General features: G+C 41.5%; 20 protein-coding genes, 1 tRNA gene, 1 rRNA gene and 2 pseudogenes. 7 read left to right on the top strand and 17 right to left on the bottom strand.

Annotated features, from left to right (window positions below):
* Positions 1 to 120: 120 nt before the first annotated feature.
* The 3 genes from LRS05_RS04880 to LRS05_RS04870 form a co-directional block, all read right to left on the bottom strand.
* Positions 121 to 194, bottom strand: a tRNA-Ile gene (locus LRS05_RS04880).
* A gap of 183 nt (positions 195 to 377) precedes the next feature.
* A 16S ribosomal RNA gene (locus tag LRS05_RS04875) occupies positions 378 to 1,896 on the bottom strand.
* Positions 1,897 to 2,537: 641 nt separating this feature from the next.
* Positions 2,538 to 3,773 (bottom strand): ABC transporter permease, encoded by a 1,236-nt coding sequence (locus LRS05_RS04870; protein WP_257867291.1) that lies wholly within the window; start codon positions 3,771 to 3,773, stop codon positions 2,538 to 2,540.
* A 5-nt stretch (positions 3,774 to 3,778) separates the two neighbouring features.
* On the opposite strand from LRS05_RS04870, the pseudogene LRS05_RS04865 reads away from it, so the two are divergent.
* Both LRS05_RS04865 and LRS05_RS04860 read left to right on the top strand, forming a co-directional pair.
* Positions 3,779 to 5,072, top strand: a pseudogene (locus LRS05_RS04865) (exo-beta-N-acetylmuramidase NamZ domain-containing protein).
* 94 nt (positions 5,073 to 5,166) lie between these two features.
* Entirely contained in the window at positions 5,167 to 5,382 is a 216-nt protein-coding gene (locus LRS05_RS04860) for a hypothetical protein (protein ID WP_257867290.1), read from the top strand.
* Positions 5,383 to 5,456: 74 nt separating this feature from the next.
* Here the strand turns inward: LRS05_RS04860 and LRS05_RS04855 are convergent, their stop codons facing one another.
* Together LRS05_RS04855 and LRS05_RS04850 are read right to left on the bottom strand one after the other, a co-directional pair.
* Positions 5,457 to 5,867: a PH domain-containing protein gene (locus tag LRS05_RS04855; protein ID WP_257867289.1), complete on the bottom strand. Its 411-nt coding sequence runs from the start codon at positions 5,865 to 5,867 to the stop codon at positions 5,457 to 5,459.
* Positions 5,864 to 6,355 (bottom strand): YkgJ family cysteine cluster protein, encoded by a 492-nt coding sequence (locus LRS05_RS04850; RefSeq protein ID WP_257869233.1) that lies wholly within the window; start codon positions 6,353 to 6,355, stop codon positions 5,864 to 5,866. Before LRS05_RS04850 ends, LRS05_RS04855 begins: the two co-directional genes overlap by 4 nt.
* A gap of 42 nt (positions 6,356 to 6,397) precedes the next feature.
* Between LRS05_RS04850 and LRS05_RS04845 the strand changes: the two genes are divergently transcribed.
* The gene (locus LRS05_RS04845) at positions 6,398 to 7,105 is read left to right on the top strand and encodes a bifunctional 2-polyprenyl-6-hydroxyphenol methylase/3-demethylubiquinol 3-O-methyltransferase UbiG (RefSeq protein ID WP_257867288.1); all 708 of its coding nucleotides are present in this window, start codon (positions 6,398 to 6,400) and stop codon (positions 7,103 to 7,105) included.
* Positions 7,106 to 7,157: 52 nt separating this feature from the next.
* Here LRS05_RS04845 and LRS05_RS04840 read toward each other — a convergent pair.
* The 10 genes and pseudogenes from LRS05_RS04840 to LRS05_RS04795 all read right to left on the bottom strand — a co-directional run bounded on the left by LRS05_RS04840 (position 7,158) and on the right by LRS05_RS04795 (position 13,768).
* Positions 7,158 to 7,789 (bottom strand): annotated as a pseudogene (locus LRS05_RS04840) (7-carboxy-7-deazaguanine synthase QueE).
* Positions 7,790 to 7,883: 94 nt separating this feature from the next.
* Positions 7,884 to 8,225: a hypothetical protein gene (locus tag LRS05_RS04835; RefSeq protein WP_257867287.1), complete on the bottom strand. Its 342-nt coding sequence runs from the start codon at positions 8,223 to 8,225 to the stop codon at positions 7,884 to 7,886.
* On the bottom strand, positions 8,188 to 9,585 hold the full coding sequence (locus LRS05_RS04830; protein ID WP_257867286.1) for a tetratricopeptide repeat protein: 1,398 nt from the start codon (positions 9,583 to 9,585) through the stop codon (positions 8,188 to 8,190). The genes LRS05_RS04835 and LRS05_RS04830 overlap by 38 nt, the downstream gene beginning before the upstream one ends.
* Before the next feature lie 30 nt (positions 9,586 to 9,615).
* Positions 9,616 to 10,518, bottom strand: a complete 903-nt coding sequence (locus LRS05_RS04825; protein ID WP_257867285.1) for a PstS family phosphate ABC transporter substrate-binding protein — start codon at positions 10,516 to 10,518, stop codon at positions 9,616 to 9,618.
* Complete coding sequence (locus tag LRS05_RS04820) at positions 10,515 to 10,751, bottom strand: hypothetical protein (protein ID WP_257867284.1); 237 nt, start codon at positions 10,749 to 10,751, stop codon at positions 10,515 to 10,517. The genes LRS05_RS04825 and LRS05_RS04820 overlap by 4 nt, the downstream gene beginning before the upstream one ends.
* Before the next feature lie 9 nt (positions 10,752 to 10,760).
* Positions 10,761 to 11,228, bottom strand: a complete 468-nt coding sequence (locus LRS05_RS04815; protein ID WP_257867283.1) for an energy transducer TonB — start codon at positions 11,226 to 11,228, stop codon at positions 10,761 to 10,763.
* On the bottom strand, positions 11,135 to 11,587 hold the full coding sequence (locus tag LRS05_RS04810; protein WP_257867282.1) for a hypothetical protein: 453 nt from the start codon (positions 11,585 to 11,587) through the stop codon (positions 11,135 to 11,137). The genes LRS05_RS04815 and LRS05_RS04810 overlap by 94 nt, the downstream gene beginning before the upstream one ends.
* A gap of 23 nt (positions 11,588 to 11,610) precedes the next feature.
* On the bottom strand, positions 11,611 to 12,168 hold the full coding sequence (locus tag LRS05_RS04805) for a biopolymer transporter ExbD (protein ID WP_257867281.1): 558 nt from the start codon (positions 12,166 to 12,168) through the stop codon (positions 11,611 to 11,613).
* A 20-nt stretch (positions 12,169 to 12,188) separates the two neighbouring features.
* Positions 12,189 to 12,842, bottom strand: a complete 654-nt coding sequence (locus tag LRS05_RS04800) for a biopolymer transporter ExbD (RefSeq protein WP_257867280.1) — start codon at positions 12,840 to 12,842, stop codon at positions 12,189 to 12,191.
* Positions 12,843 to 12,928: 86 nt separating this feature from the next.
* Positions 12,929 to 13,768 (bottom strand): MotA/TolQ/ExbB proton channel family protein, encoded by an 840-nt coding sequence (locus tag LRS05_RS04795; protein ID WP_257867279.1) that lies wholly within the window; start codon positions 13,766 to 13,768, stop codon positions 12,929 to 12,931.
* 354 nt (positions 13,769 to 14,122) lie between these two features.
* Here LRS05_RS04795 and LRS05_RS04790 point away from each other — a divergent pair, with 354 nt between their 5' ends.
* Together LRS05_RS04790 and LRS05_RS04785 are read left to right on the top strand one after the other, a co-directional pair.
* Positions 14,123 to 14,491, top strand: a complete 369-nt coding sequence (locus LRS05_RS04790) for a DMT family protein (protein WP_257867278.1) — start codon at positions 14,123 to 14,125, stop codon at positions 14,489 to 14,491.
* A complete protein-coding gene (locus tag LRS05_RS04785) occupies positions 14,491 to 14,853 on the top strand; it encodes a cupin domain-containing protein (protein ID WP_257867277.1) in 363 nt (120 codons plus the stop codon). The genes LRS05_RS04790 and LRS05_RS04785 overlap by 1 nt, the downstream gene beginning before the upstream one ends.
* Here LRS05_RS04785 and LRS05_RS04780 read toward each other — a convergent pair.
* Entirely contained in the window at positions 14,850 to 16,199 is a 1,350-nt protein-coding gene (locus LRS05_RS04780; protein ID WP_257867276.1) for an NAD(P)/FAD-dependent oxidoreductase, read from the bottom strand. The two genes, LRS05_RS04785 and LRS05_RS04780, sit on opposite strands and share 4 nt — an antisense overlap.
* Positions 16,200 to 16,383: 184 nt before the next feature.
* Between LRS05_RS04780 and LRS05_RS04775 the strand changes: the two genes are divergently transcribed.
* Positions 16,384 to 16,542: a lmo0937 family membrane protein gene (locus LRS05_RS04775; RefSeq protein WP_257867275.1), complete on the top strand. Its 159-nt coding sequence runs from the start codon at positions 16,384 to 16,386 to the stop codon at positions 16,540 to 16,542.
* A 53-nt stretch (positions 16,543 to 16,595) separates the two neighbouring features.
* Here the strand turns inward: LRS05_RS04775 and LRS05_RS04770 are convergent, their stop codons facing one another.
* Positions 16,596 to 17,327, bottom strand: coding sequence for a DUF72 domain-containing protein (locus LRS05_RS04770; RefSeq protein ID WP_257867274.1), 732 nt, complete (start codon positions 17,325 to 17,327; stop codon positions 16,596 to 16,598).
* Positions 17,328 to 17,442: 115 nt separating this feature from the next.
* Here LRS05_RS04770 and xth point away from each other — a divergent pair, with 115 nt between their 5' ends.
* The gene (xth, locus tag LRS05_RS04765; RefSeq protein ID WP_257867273.1) at positions 17,443 to 18,216 is read left to right on the top strand and encodes an exodeoxyribonuclease III; all 774 of its coding nucleotides are present in this window, start codon (positions 17,443 to 17,445) and stop codon (positions 18,214 to 18,216) included.
* The last annotated feature ends 61 nt before the right edge of the window (positions 18,217 to 18,277 follow it).

Genomic DNA, 18,277 nt, shown 5'->3' with positions numbered 1-18,277 from the left:
ATTTCCTTTAAGAATCAGAAAAGCTTTTATTTTGTTATAATGTTGAATGTTGTAATGTTTGAATGTTCCGCTCGGAAACTTTAAAACTTTCTAACTTTCAACTTTCTAACTCAAAAGTTGTAGTCCCGGGCAGACTCGAACTGCCGACCCCTACATTATCAGTGTAGTACTCTAACCAGCTGAGCTACGAGACTATTTTTATTCTATTTTGAATTTTAAATTATAAATGTTGAATGTCGGTTGCCCTTCATTTAAAATTCATAATTCAAAATTTAAAATAATTCCTGCTCTCTTTTTCTTTAATATTTTTGAACTAACAGCGAGAGTAAACCCATCTTTCAATCTGAAGAACCTATATAAGGGCGTCATTTCTCTAGAAAGGAGGTGTTCCAGCCGCACCTTCCGGTACGGCTACCTTGTTACGACTTAGCCCCAGTTACCAGTTTTACCCTAGGCAGCTCCTTGCGGTCACCGACTTCAGGTACCCCCAGCTTCCATGGCTTGACGGGCGGTGTGTACAAGGCCCGGGAACGTATTCACCGGATCATGGCTGATATCCGATTACTAGCGATTCCAGCTTCACGGAGTCGAGTTGCAGACTCCGATCCGAACTGTGACCGGCTTTATAGATTCGCTCCTGCTCGCGCAGTGGCTGCTCTCTGTACCGGCCATTGTAGCACGTGTGTAGCCCAGGACGTAAGGGCCGTGATGATTTGACGTCATCCCCACCTTCCTCACGGTTTGCACCGGCAGTCTTGTTAGAGTTCCCGACTTGACTCGCTGGCAACTAACAACAGGGGTTGCGCTCGTTATAGGACTTAACCTGACACCTCACGGCACGAGCTGACGACAACCATGCAGCACCTTGTAAAGTGTCCGAAGAAAAAACTGTTTCCAGTCCTGTCACTCTACATTTAAGCCCTGGTAAGGTTCCTCGCGTATCATCGAATTAAACCACATGCTCCACCGCTTGTGCGGGCCCCCGTCAATTCCTTTGAGTTTCAAACTTGCGTTCGTACTCCCCAGGTGGGATACTTATCACTTTCGCTTAGCCACTCAGTCTTACGACCAAACAGCTAGTATCCATCGTTTACGGCGTGGACTACCAGGGTATCTAATCCTGTTCGCTCCCCACGCTTTCGTCCATCAGCGTCAATCAATTGTTAGTAACCTGCCTTCGCAATTGGTATTCCATGTAATATCTAAGCATTTCACCGCTACACTACATATTCTAGTTACTTCACAATAATTCAAGCCCTACAGTATCAATGGCAGTTCGACAGTTGAGCTGCCGGATTTCACCACTGACTTATAAAGCCGCCTACGGACCCCTTTAAACCCAATGATTCCGGATAACGCTTGGATCCTCCGTATTACCGCGGCTGCTGGCACGGAGTTAGCCGATCCTTATTCTTACGGTACCGTCAAGCCTCTTCACGAAGAGGTGTTTCTTCCCGTACAAAAGCAGTTTACACACCATAGATGCTTCATCCTGCACGCGGCATGGCTGGATCAGGCTTGCGCCCATTGTCCAATATTCCTCACTGCTGCCTCCCGTAGGAGTCTGGGTCCGTGTCTCAGTACCAGTGTGGGGGATCTCCCTCTCAGGACCCCCTACCCATCATTGCCTTGGTATGCCGTTACCATACCAACTAGCTAATGGGACGCATGCTCATCTTACACCGATAAATCTTTAATAATCTTGTGATGCCACAAAAATATACTATAAGGTATTAATCCAAATTTCTCTGGGCTATCCCTTAGTGTAAGGCAGATTGCATACGCGTTACGCACCCGTGCGCCGGTCTCAAAGCCCGAAAGCTTCTACCCCTCGACTTGCATGTGTTAGGCCTGCCGCTAGCGTTCATCCTGAGCCAGGATCAAACTCTTCATCGTATATTTTAAATATTTTACGACGCTTGTCCTTCTACAGGTTGTTTAATTTCTTCAAACCTACCCGATTTGCTTACTCTCTCTTTAATGCTGTCAATCCAATATGTCTATGAACGTGTCTTTCTTTTTTTTTCGCCTCAACGTTGCCGTTGTAAGCGGGTGCAAAAGTACAACTTATTTTTTACCAGGCAAGAATTTTGAAAACTTTTTTTGATTTATTTTCTCATTCCTAATTTCTCAGTAAATAGCTTTGATTTTGCGCTGGCTTCTTTCGAAACCGGACGGCAAAGATAATATCTCTTTCCCTTTCAATCCAAATCTTTTTTCTTAAAAATTTTAAGGTTTTTCCTCTCGCTTGTGGCTCGTGGCTTTTACCTTAATCCTGTCTTTTCAATGAGCGCTGCACTTGTTCAATGCGGGTGCAAAAGTAGCGAGATTTTCCAGCTTTCCAAACTTTAAAGAGGTTTATTTTTTACCTGCTTCCTTAACTTTTGCTTAACGTATTGAGGCATTGAAGGTTGAAATGAAAAAAAAATTTAAAAAATTTGGCAGGATATTATACCTGTCAAAGATGCGAACGCAGGTTTACTAATACCAACAAACCATGTAGCGTCAAAGATTGAAATAATTCGTTCTAAATAAATTCAATCAAATTTTAAAGCTTTGGCCGGAGAAATACGTGTAATGATATAAGACGGTAGTATTAATAATATAAGGCAGGTAACAATCGTACCTACATTAATGAGAAGTATTGCAACAACATCTAATGTAACCGGAGCTTCTGTTACGTAGTAGCTTTCAGGCGGAAGTTTTATTACAGCAAAATACTTCTGAATTAATAGCAGGCAAATGCTGATTACATTTCCATATAACAATCCGCGACCTATGATATGGGCAGCATTATATAGAAATATTTTGCGTACACTCCAATTTGTTGCACCCAGCGCTTTGAGCATGCCCACCATCTGGGTACGCTCTAATATAAGTACCAGCAGCGCCACGACCATGTTGATTGTGGCCACAAGCACCATAATTATAATAATAACCAATATATTAAAATCAAAGAGCTTAACCCAATCAAATATATTGGCGTATTTTTCTTCAATAGTTGTTACATTTAATGTTGAAGGCACTTCGTCATAAACCTTTGTGCCAGTTTGTGCAATCTTAGTAAAATCTTTAGCAAAAACCTCAAATGCCCCAACCTCGCCATTACGCCATTTGTTCATACGCTGCACGTGCCGTATATCACCAAGCATATACGTAGCATCAAATTCCTGAAACCCTGAATTGTAAATACCCACCAACTCAAACCTCCTTAAATTCGGCAATCCATTGCCGCCATCTTTCATAAAAAAGGTATTGAACTTATCTCCTACCTTGAGCTTAAGTCGCGCAGCAAGATATTGTGACAATACAACCTCTTCATTAAGATTACCCTTAAGGTTCGGGATGCGGCCTTCTGTAATATACTCTGTTAAATTATCCCACAGATAATCTTTACCTACACCCTTGAAAATTATACCTTCAACGGATTCTGCTGTTCGGATAACACCGCCCTTGCTGGCCACGGCTTGTATATGTGCTACATCTCCCACAGATGTAAACTTTGGATAAAAAGGCTGCTGTATTGCCAAAGGCTCTACACTTACATCACTTTCATTATTATCATAGTTAGATATGATGATATGACCGTTTAATGCCGATATCTTCTCGCGTATCTTGTCCTGCAGGCCTTTGCCGGTGGCTACAGAAATTATCATCATCATCACCCCGATGGCTATTGCAGTAATCGCTATTTTTATTATTGGCGCGCTTATGCTGTTTTTGTTACTTTTGGCAGCAGAGAGCCTTCGGGCGATGAAATATTCTAAATTCAATGGGTATGATATGTAAATCGTTATTCAAAAATACTGTTTTATTTTTATTGGCGGCGATGGTAAGCTGTGGAAATGCAGCTACAAGCCAAAAGGCACAAGCCAAAAGTGAGCCACAAACCACGGGGCACAAGCCAAAAGCAGAAGCCAAAATAAAAACAGGTGCTGATAATCATCAGGCATATCTTCCTTTATTAAGAGATAAAAAGATAGGTATTGTGACTAATCAGACGGGGATTATAATATATGACTCGATATATATGCTGCCTGATAGCGAAGACAGAACACACCAAGAAGCGTATAAGCGCAAAACATTACACTTAGTCGATTTCCTGATTGGAGCAAAAATCAACGTAAAAAAGATTTACGCACCCGAGCATGGCTTCCGCGGGACGGCTGATGCAGGCGAACTTATTAAAGACGGCAAGGATACTAAGACCGGTTTACCCATAATATCTCTCTACGGCAATAACAAAAAGCCAAAGCCGGAGCAGCTGGCCGGGATCGATGTGCTGGTGTTTGACCTGCAAGATGTAGGCGCGCGCTTTTATACTTATATTTCATCCCTCCATTACATTATGGAAGCGTGTGCCGAAAATAACATTCCGCTTATAATTCTTGACAGGCCTAACCCAAATGGCAATATTGTTGACGGGCCAACATTGGAAAAAAGAACACACCAGTTTTATAGGTATGCACGAAATTCCGGTTTTGCACGGCATGACAATTGGCGAATATGGTAAAATGATCAATGGCGAAAAGTGGCTGAAGAATGGCGTGCAATGTGACCTGACAGTGATTCCATGCCTGAATTACGAAAGAGATATGCCTTATAGCCTGCCCGTAAAGCCATCGCCCAACCTTCCGAATGACCAAGCCATAAACCTATACGCCAGCCTCTGCTTTTTTGAAGGGACGAATGTAAGCCTGGGACGAGGTACCAATAAGCAATTCCAGATATATGGATCGCCCGACCTGCCAAACAAGGGTTTCAGCTTTACACCAATGCCGAATGAAGGTGCAAAAGAACCGCCATTAAAAGGAATTATATGTTATGGAGAAGATCTGAGCAAAGCTCCCAAAGTAAATCGCCTTGAACTGAAATGGCTGATGAAGGCTTATGCTGAAACGAAAGATAAGTCGAATTTCTTTATTCCTTTCTTTACAAAACTTGCCGGCACAAAAACATTGCAGCAACAGATTGAGGCCGGAAAGAGCGAGGATGAAATACGCAGGAGCTGGGAGCCGGGGCTGGTGAAGTTTAAGGCGATGCGCAAGAAGTACATTATTTACCCGGGATAGCAAATCTTAAACTTTACACAAAGTGTTTCTTTGTGTGAAAGTGCTTAAGTAATTTTAAGTATTGAAATGAATTAATCACTTAAAACATACTACCATGAATAATATAATGGAAAAACTTGATGGCCTTATTCAATACGTGCTTGACTTTATACACAAAGTAAAAGGATACGTTGAAGATATCATTGCCTTCTTTGAAGACCTGCGTGATAAGATTGAGGGTTTACTTGATTATGTGGAAGGCAAACTGCAAAGCATTGAAGGCTTTGTTGGTGAGCTGAAAATGAATACTGAGGAGGAAGTGGCGGCTTAACCGAAAGTTATTGTACAATTCGTCTTTTAAAAAAACACCCTCATATTAAGAGGGTGTTTTTTTTAATGCCCTTATTAAATTTCAACTTTAATGCCAGGATTAATTTTTGAAAGCTCTTCAACAAATTCGGCTCGACGCACAGGTGAAATTAATGCGTAGTCAAACTTGTGTCCGTACTTTATTTCAAGCCGGTTTATTGACATGGCCGGTGCACTTAACGGATTATTTGTTTTACGTATCGAAGTAATATCTGATATTGCAATCTTTTGCTTACCGAAAAGCCCTGAACTAATAATCAGGCTGTCATCTATAATCGTATAGCTTATCATCAGTAAAAATGAAAATATCAAAAGTATGATTCCGACAAAAGTTAATATAAGAACCAAATCTTTTGTGATTATGCCTTCATAGATTGGATAACCAAATGGAATAAAAATCAATAACAACATCCAGATATCGGTGGCGCTTCTGTATTTTTTTGTCATACAATCCTCTTTTTCATTTCTTCAACAATATTATAAGCGGCAGGACAAATGGCAACGTTTTTCATAGTAAGGCTTGCAATCTGCTGGAACTTCTTCCTGTCAGTATGCGGGAATTCGCGGCAGGCTTTGGGCCTTACATCATAAATAAAACACATGTTGTCACCGTCTAAGAATGTACAGGGCACGCTCTGCAGCACATAATCATTATCTTCATCTATGCGCAAGTAGGACTCTATAAACTGCTGTGGCTTCATACGCAGGTGCTTAGCTATGCGCTCAATATCGGCTAGTGTAAACAACGGCCCGGTGGTCTTGCAGCAGTTGGCACAAGTAAGGCAGTCGGTGCGCTTAAACTCGCGATCATGAATGTCCTGCATTACATAATCAAGGTTCTTGGGCGTTTTCTTTTTCAGCCTCTCAAAAAACTTTTTGTTTTCGTTATGCTTATCTTTGGCAAGACCGCCAAGCTGTTTTAAAAAATCGTCCATCCCTCGCAATGCATTATCATTCAGCATGCAAAAATAATAAAAATGAAAGACCTTTTCGGAAAAGCTATACTTGATTACCAAACCGGCAACGCACCTGAAAACCTGACAACCGAAACTTCAATTTCTGAAGAAGACGAAATGAGCGTAGCCTACCTATTCCGCAGCTACGCTGAAATGCCAAAGCTTGAACAAAGAGCGCTGAAGCTTGCAAAAGGCCGTGTGCTTGATGTGGGGTGTGGCGCCGGCAGCCATAGCCTCTACCTGCAGAACGAATGTAAATTAGATGTTACTGCCGTGGATATTTCGGCCAATGCCATTGAAGCGTGTAAGTTGCGCGGGATAAGAAACAGCATTATCAAGGATGTGATGGAAATAAACGGTGAAAAATTTGATACAATACTCCTTTTGATGAATGGTACGGGCATTTTCGGAAAGCTGAAGCGAATATCGAAGTCCCTGCAAAAACTAAAGTCGCTGCTCAATCCAGGCGGACAAATTTTAATCGACTCAAGCGATATCATTTATATGTTTGATGAAGATGATGACGGCGGTAAATGGATACCGAGTGATATTGATTATTATGGCGAAGTAACGTTTACCGTGAAATACAAAGGCGAAACTGAACAGCCATTTGACTGGCTATACATCGATTACAACACCTTACAAAACGCTGCGCATGCCAACGGCTTTAATTGTGAGCTTGTGGTTGAAGGTGAGCACTATGATTATTTAGCAAGGTTGACCGTATAATCTTGCATTACTGAAATAAAAATCCGCACTCAGCAGCGGATTAATTTATTGTTTACGGGATATTAAGATATTTATGCGTTTGCAATGACACCCGCCATTTTGGGTTGTTCATCACATAGTCAACAATTAACGGAGTCATCTCCTCTTTTTTACTCCACTCCGGCTGTAAAAAAGAATAGCATTAGGGTTTACTTTCTCCGCCTGTTCCTCTGCAAAAATGAAGTCGTGCTTATTATGGATAATCATTTTTAATTCATGTGCATTATCATAAACATCCTGTACCGGCAGCTTTGTTTTTTTTGGCGACAGGCATATCCAGTCCCATATACCCGAAAGATGGTATGCCCCTGATGTTTCAATATGCACCCTAAGACCCTGCTCTTTTAACTTGGTAGTTATTGGCAGCATGTTCCAGGTTAGCGGTTCACCTCCGGTTATCACTACTGTTTGAGCCCATTTTTTGGCGTTCTCAACAATTGCATCAATATGAGTAGGCGGATGAAGTTCAGCATTCCAGCTTTCTTTCACATCACACCAATGGCAACCTACATCACACCCTCCCACACGGATGAAGTAAGCAGCAGTACCCGTGTAAAAGCCCTCCCCCTGTATAGTGTAGAACTCTTCCATAAGTGGCAGCATCATGCCTGTTTCAACTTCCGTCTGTATTTCTTTCCTCAGCATTTGTTCAAAAAATAGGGCGCAAAGATAAGCATTTTAAAGCCTGAGTGCAAACCAATAAAAAACCGGCAGTAGATGCTGCCGGTTTAGTTTATGATTACTGGAGTTTTTTTAGCTCCGCTTTTGCGTATGTGTCATTCGGGTCAAGCTCAAGAGCCTTGTTAAAATATTCTTTAGCTTTTGGCTTGTTGGTCACCGCGTAGTATGCACCGGCATTAGAATATGCTTCTATTAGATTTTTCTTCACAGCAGGCTTGCTGGTTTCAGCAGCGCCGGCTGCCGTCACTATGCGAATATACTCATCATAGTTCTTAGCCATTTCAGCATAAGAAACATCTGAACCGATATACTGGTTTATCTTAGCTTTATACAAATATGCATCCTGAGCGCCATTGTTAGCCTCAATTACCTTTGCCAGAGCTGCATCTGCTTTTTGCAACTGGCCCTATGTTCTGTTTTCTGGCTTCGTCACTTTTATTTACGTGGTCATAAAACACAGAATAAGCCAGGTAAAAATTGTCAACAGTAAGATTCCTGTTATCAGGGTTTGTTGTAGCTACTTCAAATACTACGCTTGCTGGGCCGTACAGTTTTGCTCCGAAAAGCTTTTTACCAATATCATTAAATTCATTGGTTATGTTAATGTCTTTTTCAGCAGCCTTCTTTATATCATTTATAGCCTCATTAAAAACTACCTGGTCTTTTACAACTGTGTTTCCTTTTTCATCTTTATTCATTGAAGATGCCAGTTTGGCAAGGCCAAGGTACAAATGGTCTCGTGCTATTACACGCTTCTCGTCAACCTTACTCATAAACTCTTTCATAGCTTTAAGGCTGGCTTCATAATTTCCGTTTTCATAGGAAGAATACGCAAGATAACGCAGTATTACAGGGTTTACCTTATCCATTTGCTGCATTTTCTGTGCCTCTGCCTCAAGAGCTTTATAATCACCTGCAAGTAACAAGAAGTCTGCACGCCTCATCCTTGACTGTAGCGAATAATCTGTCAGGCTCATATACTTTTCATAATATTCAATGGCCTTTTTAGTATATTCTGAATATTTGGCAGGTTCTGTTTTACCCCACAAGTAATATGTTTCGGCAAGTTCACGATATACAGGGCCATAGTTAGGATTAACCGCTATAACACTGTTAAAAGCCTTGATAGCTTCAGGAAAGGCCGCCCTGGTATTTTTTGTTATTACACCAAGCTGAAGATTTGCCCTTAGTAAAGAGTTGTCAAGCGTGTAAGCGTTCCTGTAAGCTCGGTAAGCCTCATTCTGGTTAAGGTCACGGTAATGTGCATCACCAAGTGCTAAATGTGCCAATGCTGCTTTAGGATCTCTTGCTATTGCTTCATTAAGTACAGCTATTGCCTTCTTATAATCAGGCTTTTCTGCGTCAATGTATGCACGGCCTATGTAAACAAGCTGCTCAGTTTCCTTTTTCTTTGCAGCATTTTTTGCCGCGTCAAATTTAGCCTGGGCTGCAGCGGCATTGCCACTGTTCAGATCTATATGCCCAAGGCCTATCTGATTAAATTCAGGGTTGTTTTTAACTGCCTTACCCCTGTTAAAATACATGGCGGCAGAATCAGACTCTTTCTGTTTAAGGTAGATATCACCAAGAAGGAAATAGTTGCGCCCTTCATCTGCCTGTGAAGATATGAGGCCTTTAAGTATAGTCTTGGCTTTGTGATATTGTTCAGCATCAATGGCTTTTTTGGCTTCCTCAACATTTTGCGCAGATACAGCACCTGCAACTAAAAGCGATAAACCAAGAAATCTCAGATTTTTCATTGTTTATGGTCTTTATTCAATTAATAGTCTTTATAAATTATTGGTCACCTCAATCTCGCGCGTAGGCATGGTAACCGGCAGTAAACCCGACTTCAATATAATGCGCTGGCCATCGGGCGATGTTACATAATTTGCAAAACCCATGCCCAAACCTTGTATGCCCTGGTAATTTAACACATAAAGCTTTCGGATTAATGGATATGAACCCGCAGCAATAGTGCTTTGGTTTGGTTTATAGGCCTTATTGTCTATCTTCTTGTTTTTAACATCTGACACTGACAAAACTTCAATTTCTCTTACAAGATTTTCTACATCTTTTGTGGGTTGCAGCAACAGGTTAAGGCCGATAGCGCCAATGGCGCCCTTATTATTTTTTACATACTCCAGCACTTGAGCATTATTTTTCAGGGCATAAATATTTTGCTTTGGCAGCGTTTTTACACCTGCTTTTTCCATCAGGAATTTTACAGTGCCAGAATCAGGACTGTCAAAAACAATCCTGCTAACTTTTGATGGCTTACCCTGAAATACCTTGAGTATTTCCTGCAAATCTATAACAGTATCGCCGTTTTTTTGGGCTACCAGCGCCACAGCGTCAGAGGCAAATTCATTTATTTTAGCTGTAATTTTTCTTTTTCGGAAATTACTCTCCTCATCGGCAGTAAGTTTTCTGGTAAGAACAACAATACGTGCAGAATCAGCCAGCATAAAACGAATGATATCAGTTTCAGGAAAGCCTATAGTTTTAAGGTTAACTTGCGGATATCGGCTCTGGAATACCGCTGCCACATCTTCAACCACCGGTAATACAGAATTGTCAACATACATAGTTGCAGTGCCTGATGTGAGGTTCTCCTCCGCCTTACCGGAAGTTTTCTCACCACAAGATGTAAACAAGACTAAGCAAAAAAAATAAAAAACTATTTTCTTCATTCCTCTCTTGACTTTTGTATTAGCCTCACAAACCTGAAAAATGAGTAGGCGATAAGCAATATCCCGAACGCAATACGCCCGTTTCGGCTGATGTTCAGAGGAAGTTTATCCCAGAATATTATCATAATGCCAAGGGCAAGATACAGTAAAAAGAACACCATACCTAAAACAAACAGAAATCGCTGTATGGGCGATTTCTGTGTATTGTTTCGATAACTGTTACGTTGAGCCATCTATATAATTTAAGCTTTAATATCAACCTTAATTGGCAGCTGGTAGCGTACACGCACAGGCTTTCCATTCTGGATACCAGGAGACCATTTTACCTTATTGGCTTTGATAAGACGCTCAGCTTCTTTCTTAAGGCCGTAGCCGGGATCACGGGGTACATTTACATCAGTGATGGTTCCGTCCTTTTCAACAACGAAAGTAACATAAACATTCATCTTAAGGTCACGGTCTACTTCAGGATACCTGAAGTTGCTCTGTACATACTTATAGAACGCTGCCATACCACCCGGATATTCCGGCAATACAGCCAGGCCTACCGTTGAATAAATCGTGTTGTCATCGCCTGTAGCTTCAACACCCTTATCAAGGTCACCTGCTGAAGTACCTATATTGATATCTCCTGTAGGGCTGGCCTCTGCGTTTCGCGAACTTGGGTCAGCATTCTTGAATTGTTCAATTTTCGGTGGGTCATCAGGCACTTCCTCTTTTTGGCAGCCTCAAGCGGTTTGAATTTCACTTCTTCCACAAGTGATTTGGGCGCCTGCTTCTGCTCTACCGGTGGTGGCGGTGGCGGCAGGGCCTCAACTGGTGGCTCCATAATATCAACTACCTCTATTATCTTGTCAACATCACTTTCTTCTTCTGTTGAAGCTGTACCAAGATAACTTGTAATCTTTGGCAGGGCAACAGCAAAAACAAAAAGTGCCGTACCAATGAAAAAGGCGATAGTAGTAGTACGCGGATTTTCTGTACGAAGCTGGTAAGCGCCGTATTTTTTGTTACGCCCCTCAAAGACCATATCAGTCCATGAGCGGTTGAATATATTCAGTTTAGACATAATTCTATATTTTAAGCAGGCCTTTAGTAAAGGCCTGACTTTGTTAACAAGTCAAGTTCTCCGGGTGTCATGTCTCCGATAGCGTAAACCTGCGGATGGGTAATTGCCATTTCATCAAGAATATCAATCAGGTTCTTGTAGCTGGCTTTGTCACTCGCCTTTATGTTTACAATAAGGCCCTGATCAGGCTTTCCTTCAGAAGCCGCTACCTGCTTGCCATACTGAACATTCTTCAGCAAATCTTTCCTTATTCCGGCCTTACCGAAAGCGGCTTCAGTCGGGGGCATTACAGGAGCATCAAACTGTCCCATATACCACATGATCTTATTGTCTTTCCCGATGAGTATAGTCATCATCCTTTTTTCAGGAACTTTCTGAATATCAGTTTTATCTTCCGTTTTATCCGGCATTGCAAGCGGCATAGACTGCGGCTTAGACAATGTGGTGGTAAGCATGAAGAACGTAATAAGAAGAAACGCCAGGTCAACCATCGCAGTTAAGTCTACGCCGGGATTGCTTTTTTTACTTCTTACCTTGCCGCCTTTTTTGCCGCCACCGTCGCCGGTATTTAATTCTGCCATTTTATATCTTTATTATAAAATTAAAAATTTTCGTCCCTTAACCCGGTCACAAGGAAAAACCTGTTCTTCTTCTGCTTTTGAAGAATATCAATCACCCTTTTTACCGTAGGATACTCTTCTTCAGCGTCGCCTTTAATGGCAATGTCAAGGTCTTTATAATCTTCCTGCTGTATTTCACCTGCAGTAAGCCTGTCATTCAGTATCGTCCTGTTAGCTTTACGGGTTTCATCAATCCAGGCAGTAAGCTGGTCATTGATAGAATCATACGGAATACCTTTTTGCAGGCCTTCCTTAATCCTTTCAGAAGGCTCAAGCTTAAGAAGCCCTTTCAGCTGGTTTACAGGAACACCGAAACCTTCAAGTCCTTCAAACTTCTTATATTCTTCTTCCGTAAACGGAATATTATATTTTGCAGAGATATTTTCAAGAGTCTTTCTTCTCAGCTCCGGGCCGGGAATCGTAAAAAACACTTGCTTATCACCTACAGTAATAGTAGCCACACCTTCTTCAGGCAGCTTATCAAGCACGGTAGAGGCCGGCGTGTCAACCGGCTTAGGCTCAGGCTGCTTTGCGGTAGCGGTCATGATAAAGAAAGACAGCAAAAGGAATGCCACATCACACATAGCGGTCATGTCTATCCTCGTACTTTTCTTTGAAACTTTTACTTTAGCCATTCGTTATTATTATTAGCTACGGCAACCAACGGAGTACAGCCACAGACTGTACTCCCGCATTGCCAATATGTTTATACTTACTTTAATTATGCCTGGTTAGCACGAGCACGGAAACGACGGTATGTCTGCACGATTGTGAAACCGGCTTCGTCTATAGAGTAAGTAAGCTTGTCGATTTTTGAAGTAAACAGGTTATAGAATATAATCGCGATTGTTGATGTTGATATACCTGTAGCAGTGTTGATAAGCGCTTCAGAGATACCATTTGCAAGCTGCGAAGAATCTGGCGTAGAACCTGCACCAAGAGCCGAGAATGCTTTGATCATACCTGTTACCGTACCAAGAAGACCTGCAAGCGTACCGATTGATACAAGCGTAGAAATGATAACAAGGTTTTTCTCAAGCATTGGCATTTCAAGTGATGTAGCCTGCTCAATTTCCTGCTGGATAGCAGCCTCAGCCCTTTCACTGTCAAAACCTTCCCTTTTTACCTCTTCATATTTTACAAGGCCTGCTTTTACAACGTTAGCTACAGTACCCTGCTGCTTGTCACACTCAGCCATTGCTTCGTTAATGTTACCTGCAGCAATTTGAGACTGCACTTTACGCACAAAAGAATCAACATTACCTTTACCTGAAGCTTTGCTGATAACAAAGAAACGCTCAAAAGAGAATACGATAGCCATAAGCAAAAGCCCCATAAGAATTGGCACCACATAACCGCCTTTATAAACCATTGCAAGGTAGTTGCCCGGCAGCGGGTGGCCTTCAGGATTTCCGTCTTCAAAATTTGACGGGTGGCCCATTATAAATTTCCATACCAATATACCTACAACGATACATAGCACAATCGTTAAGGCCGCGAATATGTTAGACCCTTTTGATTCACCTTTGTTTTCAACTTTCTGAATAGATGCGTTTGCCATTTTTTTTAAAAATTTAGTTTTTCTGATTTTTGATAATAGTCTTCACGATGCATTTCCTGCATTCAAAGATTGGCAAATTTATATTATTGCTAATTAAAAAAAAACGTTTTTAATTTTTTTCTGACCTCTTAACAATAAATTAAACTTCACCAGATTTGAAATGCCGGCAATTATTTTACACAATCACCAAAAAATGTCCCGAGATATCACCAAACGTTAATAATTACACTATTTATACATAGATTGTATATAAATAACATAATTCAACTTCATTTATTGTGCAAGCATAAAATTTTATTTCAGCATAAAAGTGTTGTGATGAAATACCTAATTTTGGTGGAAAGTTAATAGTATATGAAAGCATTTATCACAATTGGCCTGCTAATACTGTCAAATGTATTTATGACACTTGCCTGGTACGGCCACTTAAAGTTTAAAGAGCTAAAATGGTTTGAAAATGCAGGATTAATTGCTATAGTATTTATAAGCTGGGGGCTGGCATTGTTTGAATATTTTTTCCAGGTGCCGGCAAACCGTATAGGCTTCAAAGATAATGGCGGGCCATTTACACTAATGCAGCTTAAAGTGATTCAGGAGGTTATAACTTTAATAGTGTTTGTGATATTCTCCCTAATAGCTTTCAAAAACGAAACCTTCAAGTGGAACCATGCTGTAGGGTTTTTATTCCTTGTGCTTGCAGTATATTTTATATTCAGAAAATAATGAAAAAATTTACAGTACAGAAAAATCCTTTTGTTGTACCTACCACTGACGGTAAACTTATTGAGGAACACTTCGGCTATGCCTCTGAAGGTGGCGGGCAATTGTCCCTGGCACATATGATAGCGCCCCCGCATTGGTCTGAGCCTCACCAGACACCCGCCTTTGATGAATATACATATATTATAAGAGGTAAAAAGCAATTTGAGATTGACGGAGAGATAGTGGTGCTTAAGGCAGGACAATCTATTAAAATCGAAAAGGGCGTACGTATACGCTACTCCAATCCGTTTGATGAGGAATGTGAATATATTTCGGTTTGCCTGCCTGCATTTTCACCGTATACTGTAAACAGGGAAGATTAACCTTTTTCTGCCAGCAGTTGCATTATCTTCTGCTCAATTTCAGGCGAATCCCATATTTGGTCAATATTGGGCGTCAGCATCACCTCATCCATAATCGCCTTCTGCCTGTCGCCAATTTCAAGTGCTTCGCTGTAAGGCCTGTGGCTGAAAGTAACACGGCTGTACAACGGCAGCCATTTATCTGGATATTTATCTGAAAAGCGCTTTTCAATTTTTTTGAGGAGAAGGAAACGTTCATCAGCCGTCTTTGAGCTCATCTCCATAAAATTGCGGTAAGACAATTCGGCAATGGCATCAGCATTCGGCTTGCGGATAGTTTCATATTCTTTAAATATGGTATGCCAGTCGTCGCCATATTGCTGCATCAGCTTATTCAGTTCCGTAATATCTTCAAAACCCGCATTCATGCCATGGCCGTAAAATGGCACAATAGCATGACAGGCATCACCTATCAAAGCTACTTTATCATTAAATGTCCACGGGAAACATTTCATGGTCACCAGCGAACTTGTGGGATTTTTAAAGAAATCTTCAACAAGTTTAGGGATAACATCAACGGTTGATGGAAAATATTTAGCAAAGAAAGCTTCCAATGTTTCTTTGTCTTTCAGTGATTCAAATGAATTCTCACCTTCAAACGGCATAAATAAAGTACAAGTAAAGCTGCCGTCAAGGTTTGGCAGGGCAATAAGCATAAAATCATTGCGCGGCCAAATATGCAGGGAATTCTTATCGAGTTTGTGCGTACCGTCTTCGTTTGCAGGTATATTAAGTTCTTTATAGCCAGTCTTCAAAAACTCCTGAGAGTAATTGAACATATTCTGCCTTTGCATGCGGTGGCGCACTCTTGAAAAAGCACCATCAGCGCCAAACACTTTATCATATTTAAGGTCATCCCAGGCACCGCGTTCGGTCTCACCTATATGTAAAGTAGCATCAGCTAGGGAAACATCCCACACCCGTTGGTTAAAGAAAAACTCCACACCCTCCCTTTCAGCCAGGGTTATCATCGTGCGGTTCAATAATCCGCGTGACAGTGAATAGATACTCTCCCCGTCTTTCCCGTAGTACTGGTAAGCCAGCGGTTGGCCTACCAAATGTATAGCCCGCTTATCCATAGGTATCGCTATGGCGCGTATTTCATCTCCCAAGCCTATATCATCAAGCGCTTTCCACCCACGGTGAGACATAGCAAGGTTAATAGATCTGCCCGAAAGCTGTATGGTGCGTATATCGGGGCTGCGGTCATAAACATGTACAGTATGACCGGCACGTTTTAAATAAATAGCGAGTAGTGAACCCACGAGCCCTGACCCTACAACTGCTATTTTTTGGGGAGTCTGCATTTGAATAATTCTAAAAACAGCACAAAAATAGGCAATTAAAAAAGACCGCCTGTTTTTTTACATGTGATTTGTGTCATTCTCTATTTATTAAGAAAATTTTGACTATTAAAGTATTCTTAATTAATTAACGTGTGCGATTTTAAAGAAGTAATTTTAACTCACTAACTATTTAAAATATATAATCATGAGAGATTTAATCTGGTTAATCGTTGTGATCCTTGTAATAGGATGGCTTGTAGGTTTCTTCGGGTTCAGGGAATCAGTTGGCAGCCTTATTCACATACTTCTTGTATTGGCAATTATTGGTATACTTTACCGACTTGCAACCGGCAGGAGGCCGTAACCAAAAACACACAGCAATAAAGAATCCCTCTGACAAATGTTTTGAGGGATTTTTTATTTTTCAATCATTTGCTGGAGAGTAATCGCATTAAAGGCAGCGTAACCCGCCTCATCATTATCAAAATAGACGAATACATCTTTTCCGTCAGTTCTCCACTCATTGCATTTTTTAGCCCAACCCTGCAAACTCTCTTTGCTGTAGCTCCCCTGATATTTATTGCCTGTTGGGCCATGAAGGCGAATGTAAACAAAATCAGCTGTTACTTTTTGCGGAGAGATGTGCCCGGCCAGCTCATAAATGCAGAAGGCGCAATTATACCTTTCAAGTAAATCGTACACCTCATCATTATACCAATCGTCATTCCTGAATTCAAACACATACCTGTTTCCTGGCGGAAGTGCCCTTAAAAAGCTGCTGAATCTTTCAGAGTTATACTTCCACCCCGGCGGGAGCTGGAAAAGTATCACACCAAGCTTTTCTTCAAGCCCGGAAACATTTTCAAGAAAATTTGCGAGGCTTTCGGCAGGGTCCTTCAATTTTTTCATATGCGTGATAAACCGGCTGGCTTTAACTGCATAGACAAAGTCATTATCAACAGTGCTTTTCCAGTTAATGAAAGTTTGTTTTGGCGGCAGATGGTAAAACGGATTGTTGAGTTCGACGGTTTTAAAAAATTTCTGATAATATGAAAAGTGGTCTTTCACCTTTACATCGGCCGGATAAAAGGTTCCCCGCCAGTGTTTATAGCTCCACCCCGATGTACCTATGTAAATCTTTCCTTTCATAATAAAGTTGTAATTAATAAAATTACGCTTTTAATAGAGTGACTATGCCTACAGTTTTGTTAAACAGGATTATATGATGCTGCAAACTTTTTATATTTAAAGTAAATTTCAGGAAATGAAAGTAGCTACATATAATGTAAACGGCGTGAACGGAAGGCTGCCGGTGCTGCTGCGGTGGCTTGATGAAGCAAAGCCTGACGTGGTGTGCCTGCAGGAACTAAAAGCGCCTTCTGAGAAATTTCCGCTGGAAGCAATCAACGTTGCCGGTTATAACGCGATATGGCATGGCCAGCAGCGCTGGAATGGTGTAGCCATACTTGCCCGCAGCCTTGAAATTGAAGAAGTAGGGCGCGGGCTGCCGGGCGACCCTGAAGACACCCAAAGCCGTTATATAGAGGCAATGGTAGGCGGTATACTTATCTGCTGCCTGTACCTGCCCAACGGAAACCCTGCGCCGGGCCCAAAGCTTGACTACAAACTGAAATGGTTTGACCGCCTTACACAACGCGCTGCAAAGCTTTTAGAATTTAATACACCTGTAATCTTGGTAGGTGACTTTAATGTAATGCCTACAGAACTCGATGTATATAAACCGGAGCGCTGGGTTGATGATGCGCTTTTCAGGCCGGAAGTGCGCGCTGCCTTCCATAACCTGATTGCGCAGGGCTGGACAGATGCCATCAGGAAATTATATCCCGATAAAATTATCTACACCTTCTTTGATTATTTCCGAAATGCTTACCAAAGAAATGCGGGACTGCGTATCGACCATTTCTTACTTAGCCCGCAAATTGAAGGAAAGCTTAAGGCCGCAGGTGTTGACCTTGAAGTTCGCGGCTGGGAAAAGACCAGTGACCATTGCCCTGTATGGATTGAGCTGAAGAAATAACTGTTCTGCCATTAGCTGCAACAGATTGCAATTGTTTGCGTTGTTGTTTGTACATTTGGAA

This window comes from Flavobacterium sp. J372, from assembly GCF_024699965.1.
GTDB lineage: Bacteria > Bacteroidota > Bacteroidia > Flavobacteriales > Flavobacteriaceae > Flavobacterium.
The sequence above is the reverse complement of the archived record's forward strand: the minus strand, read 5'-3'. Positions and strand labels throughout refer to the sequence as shown.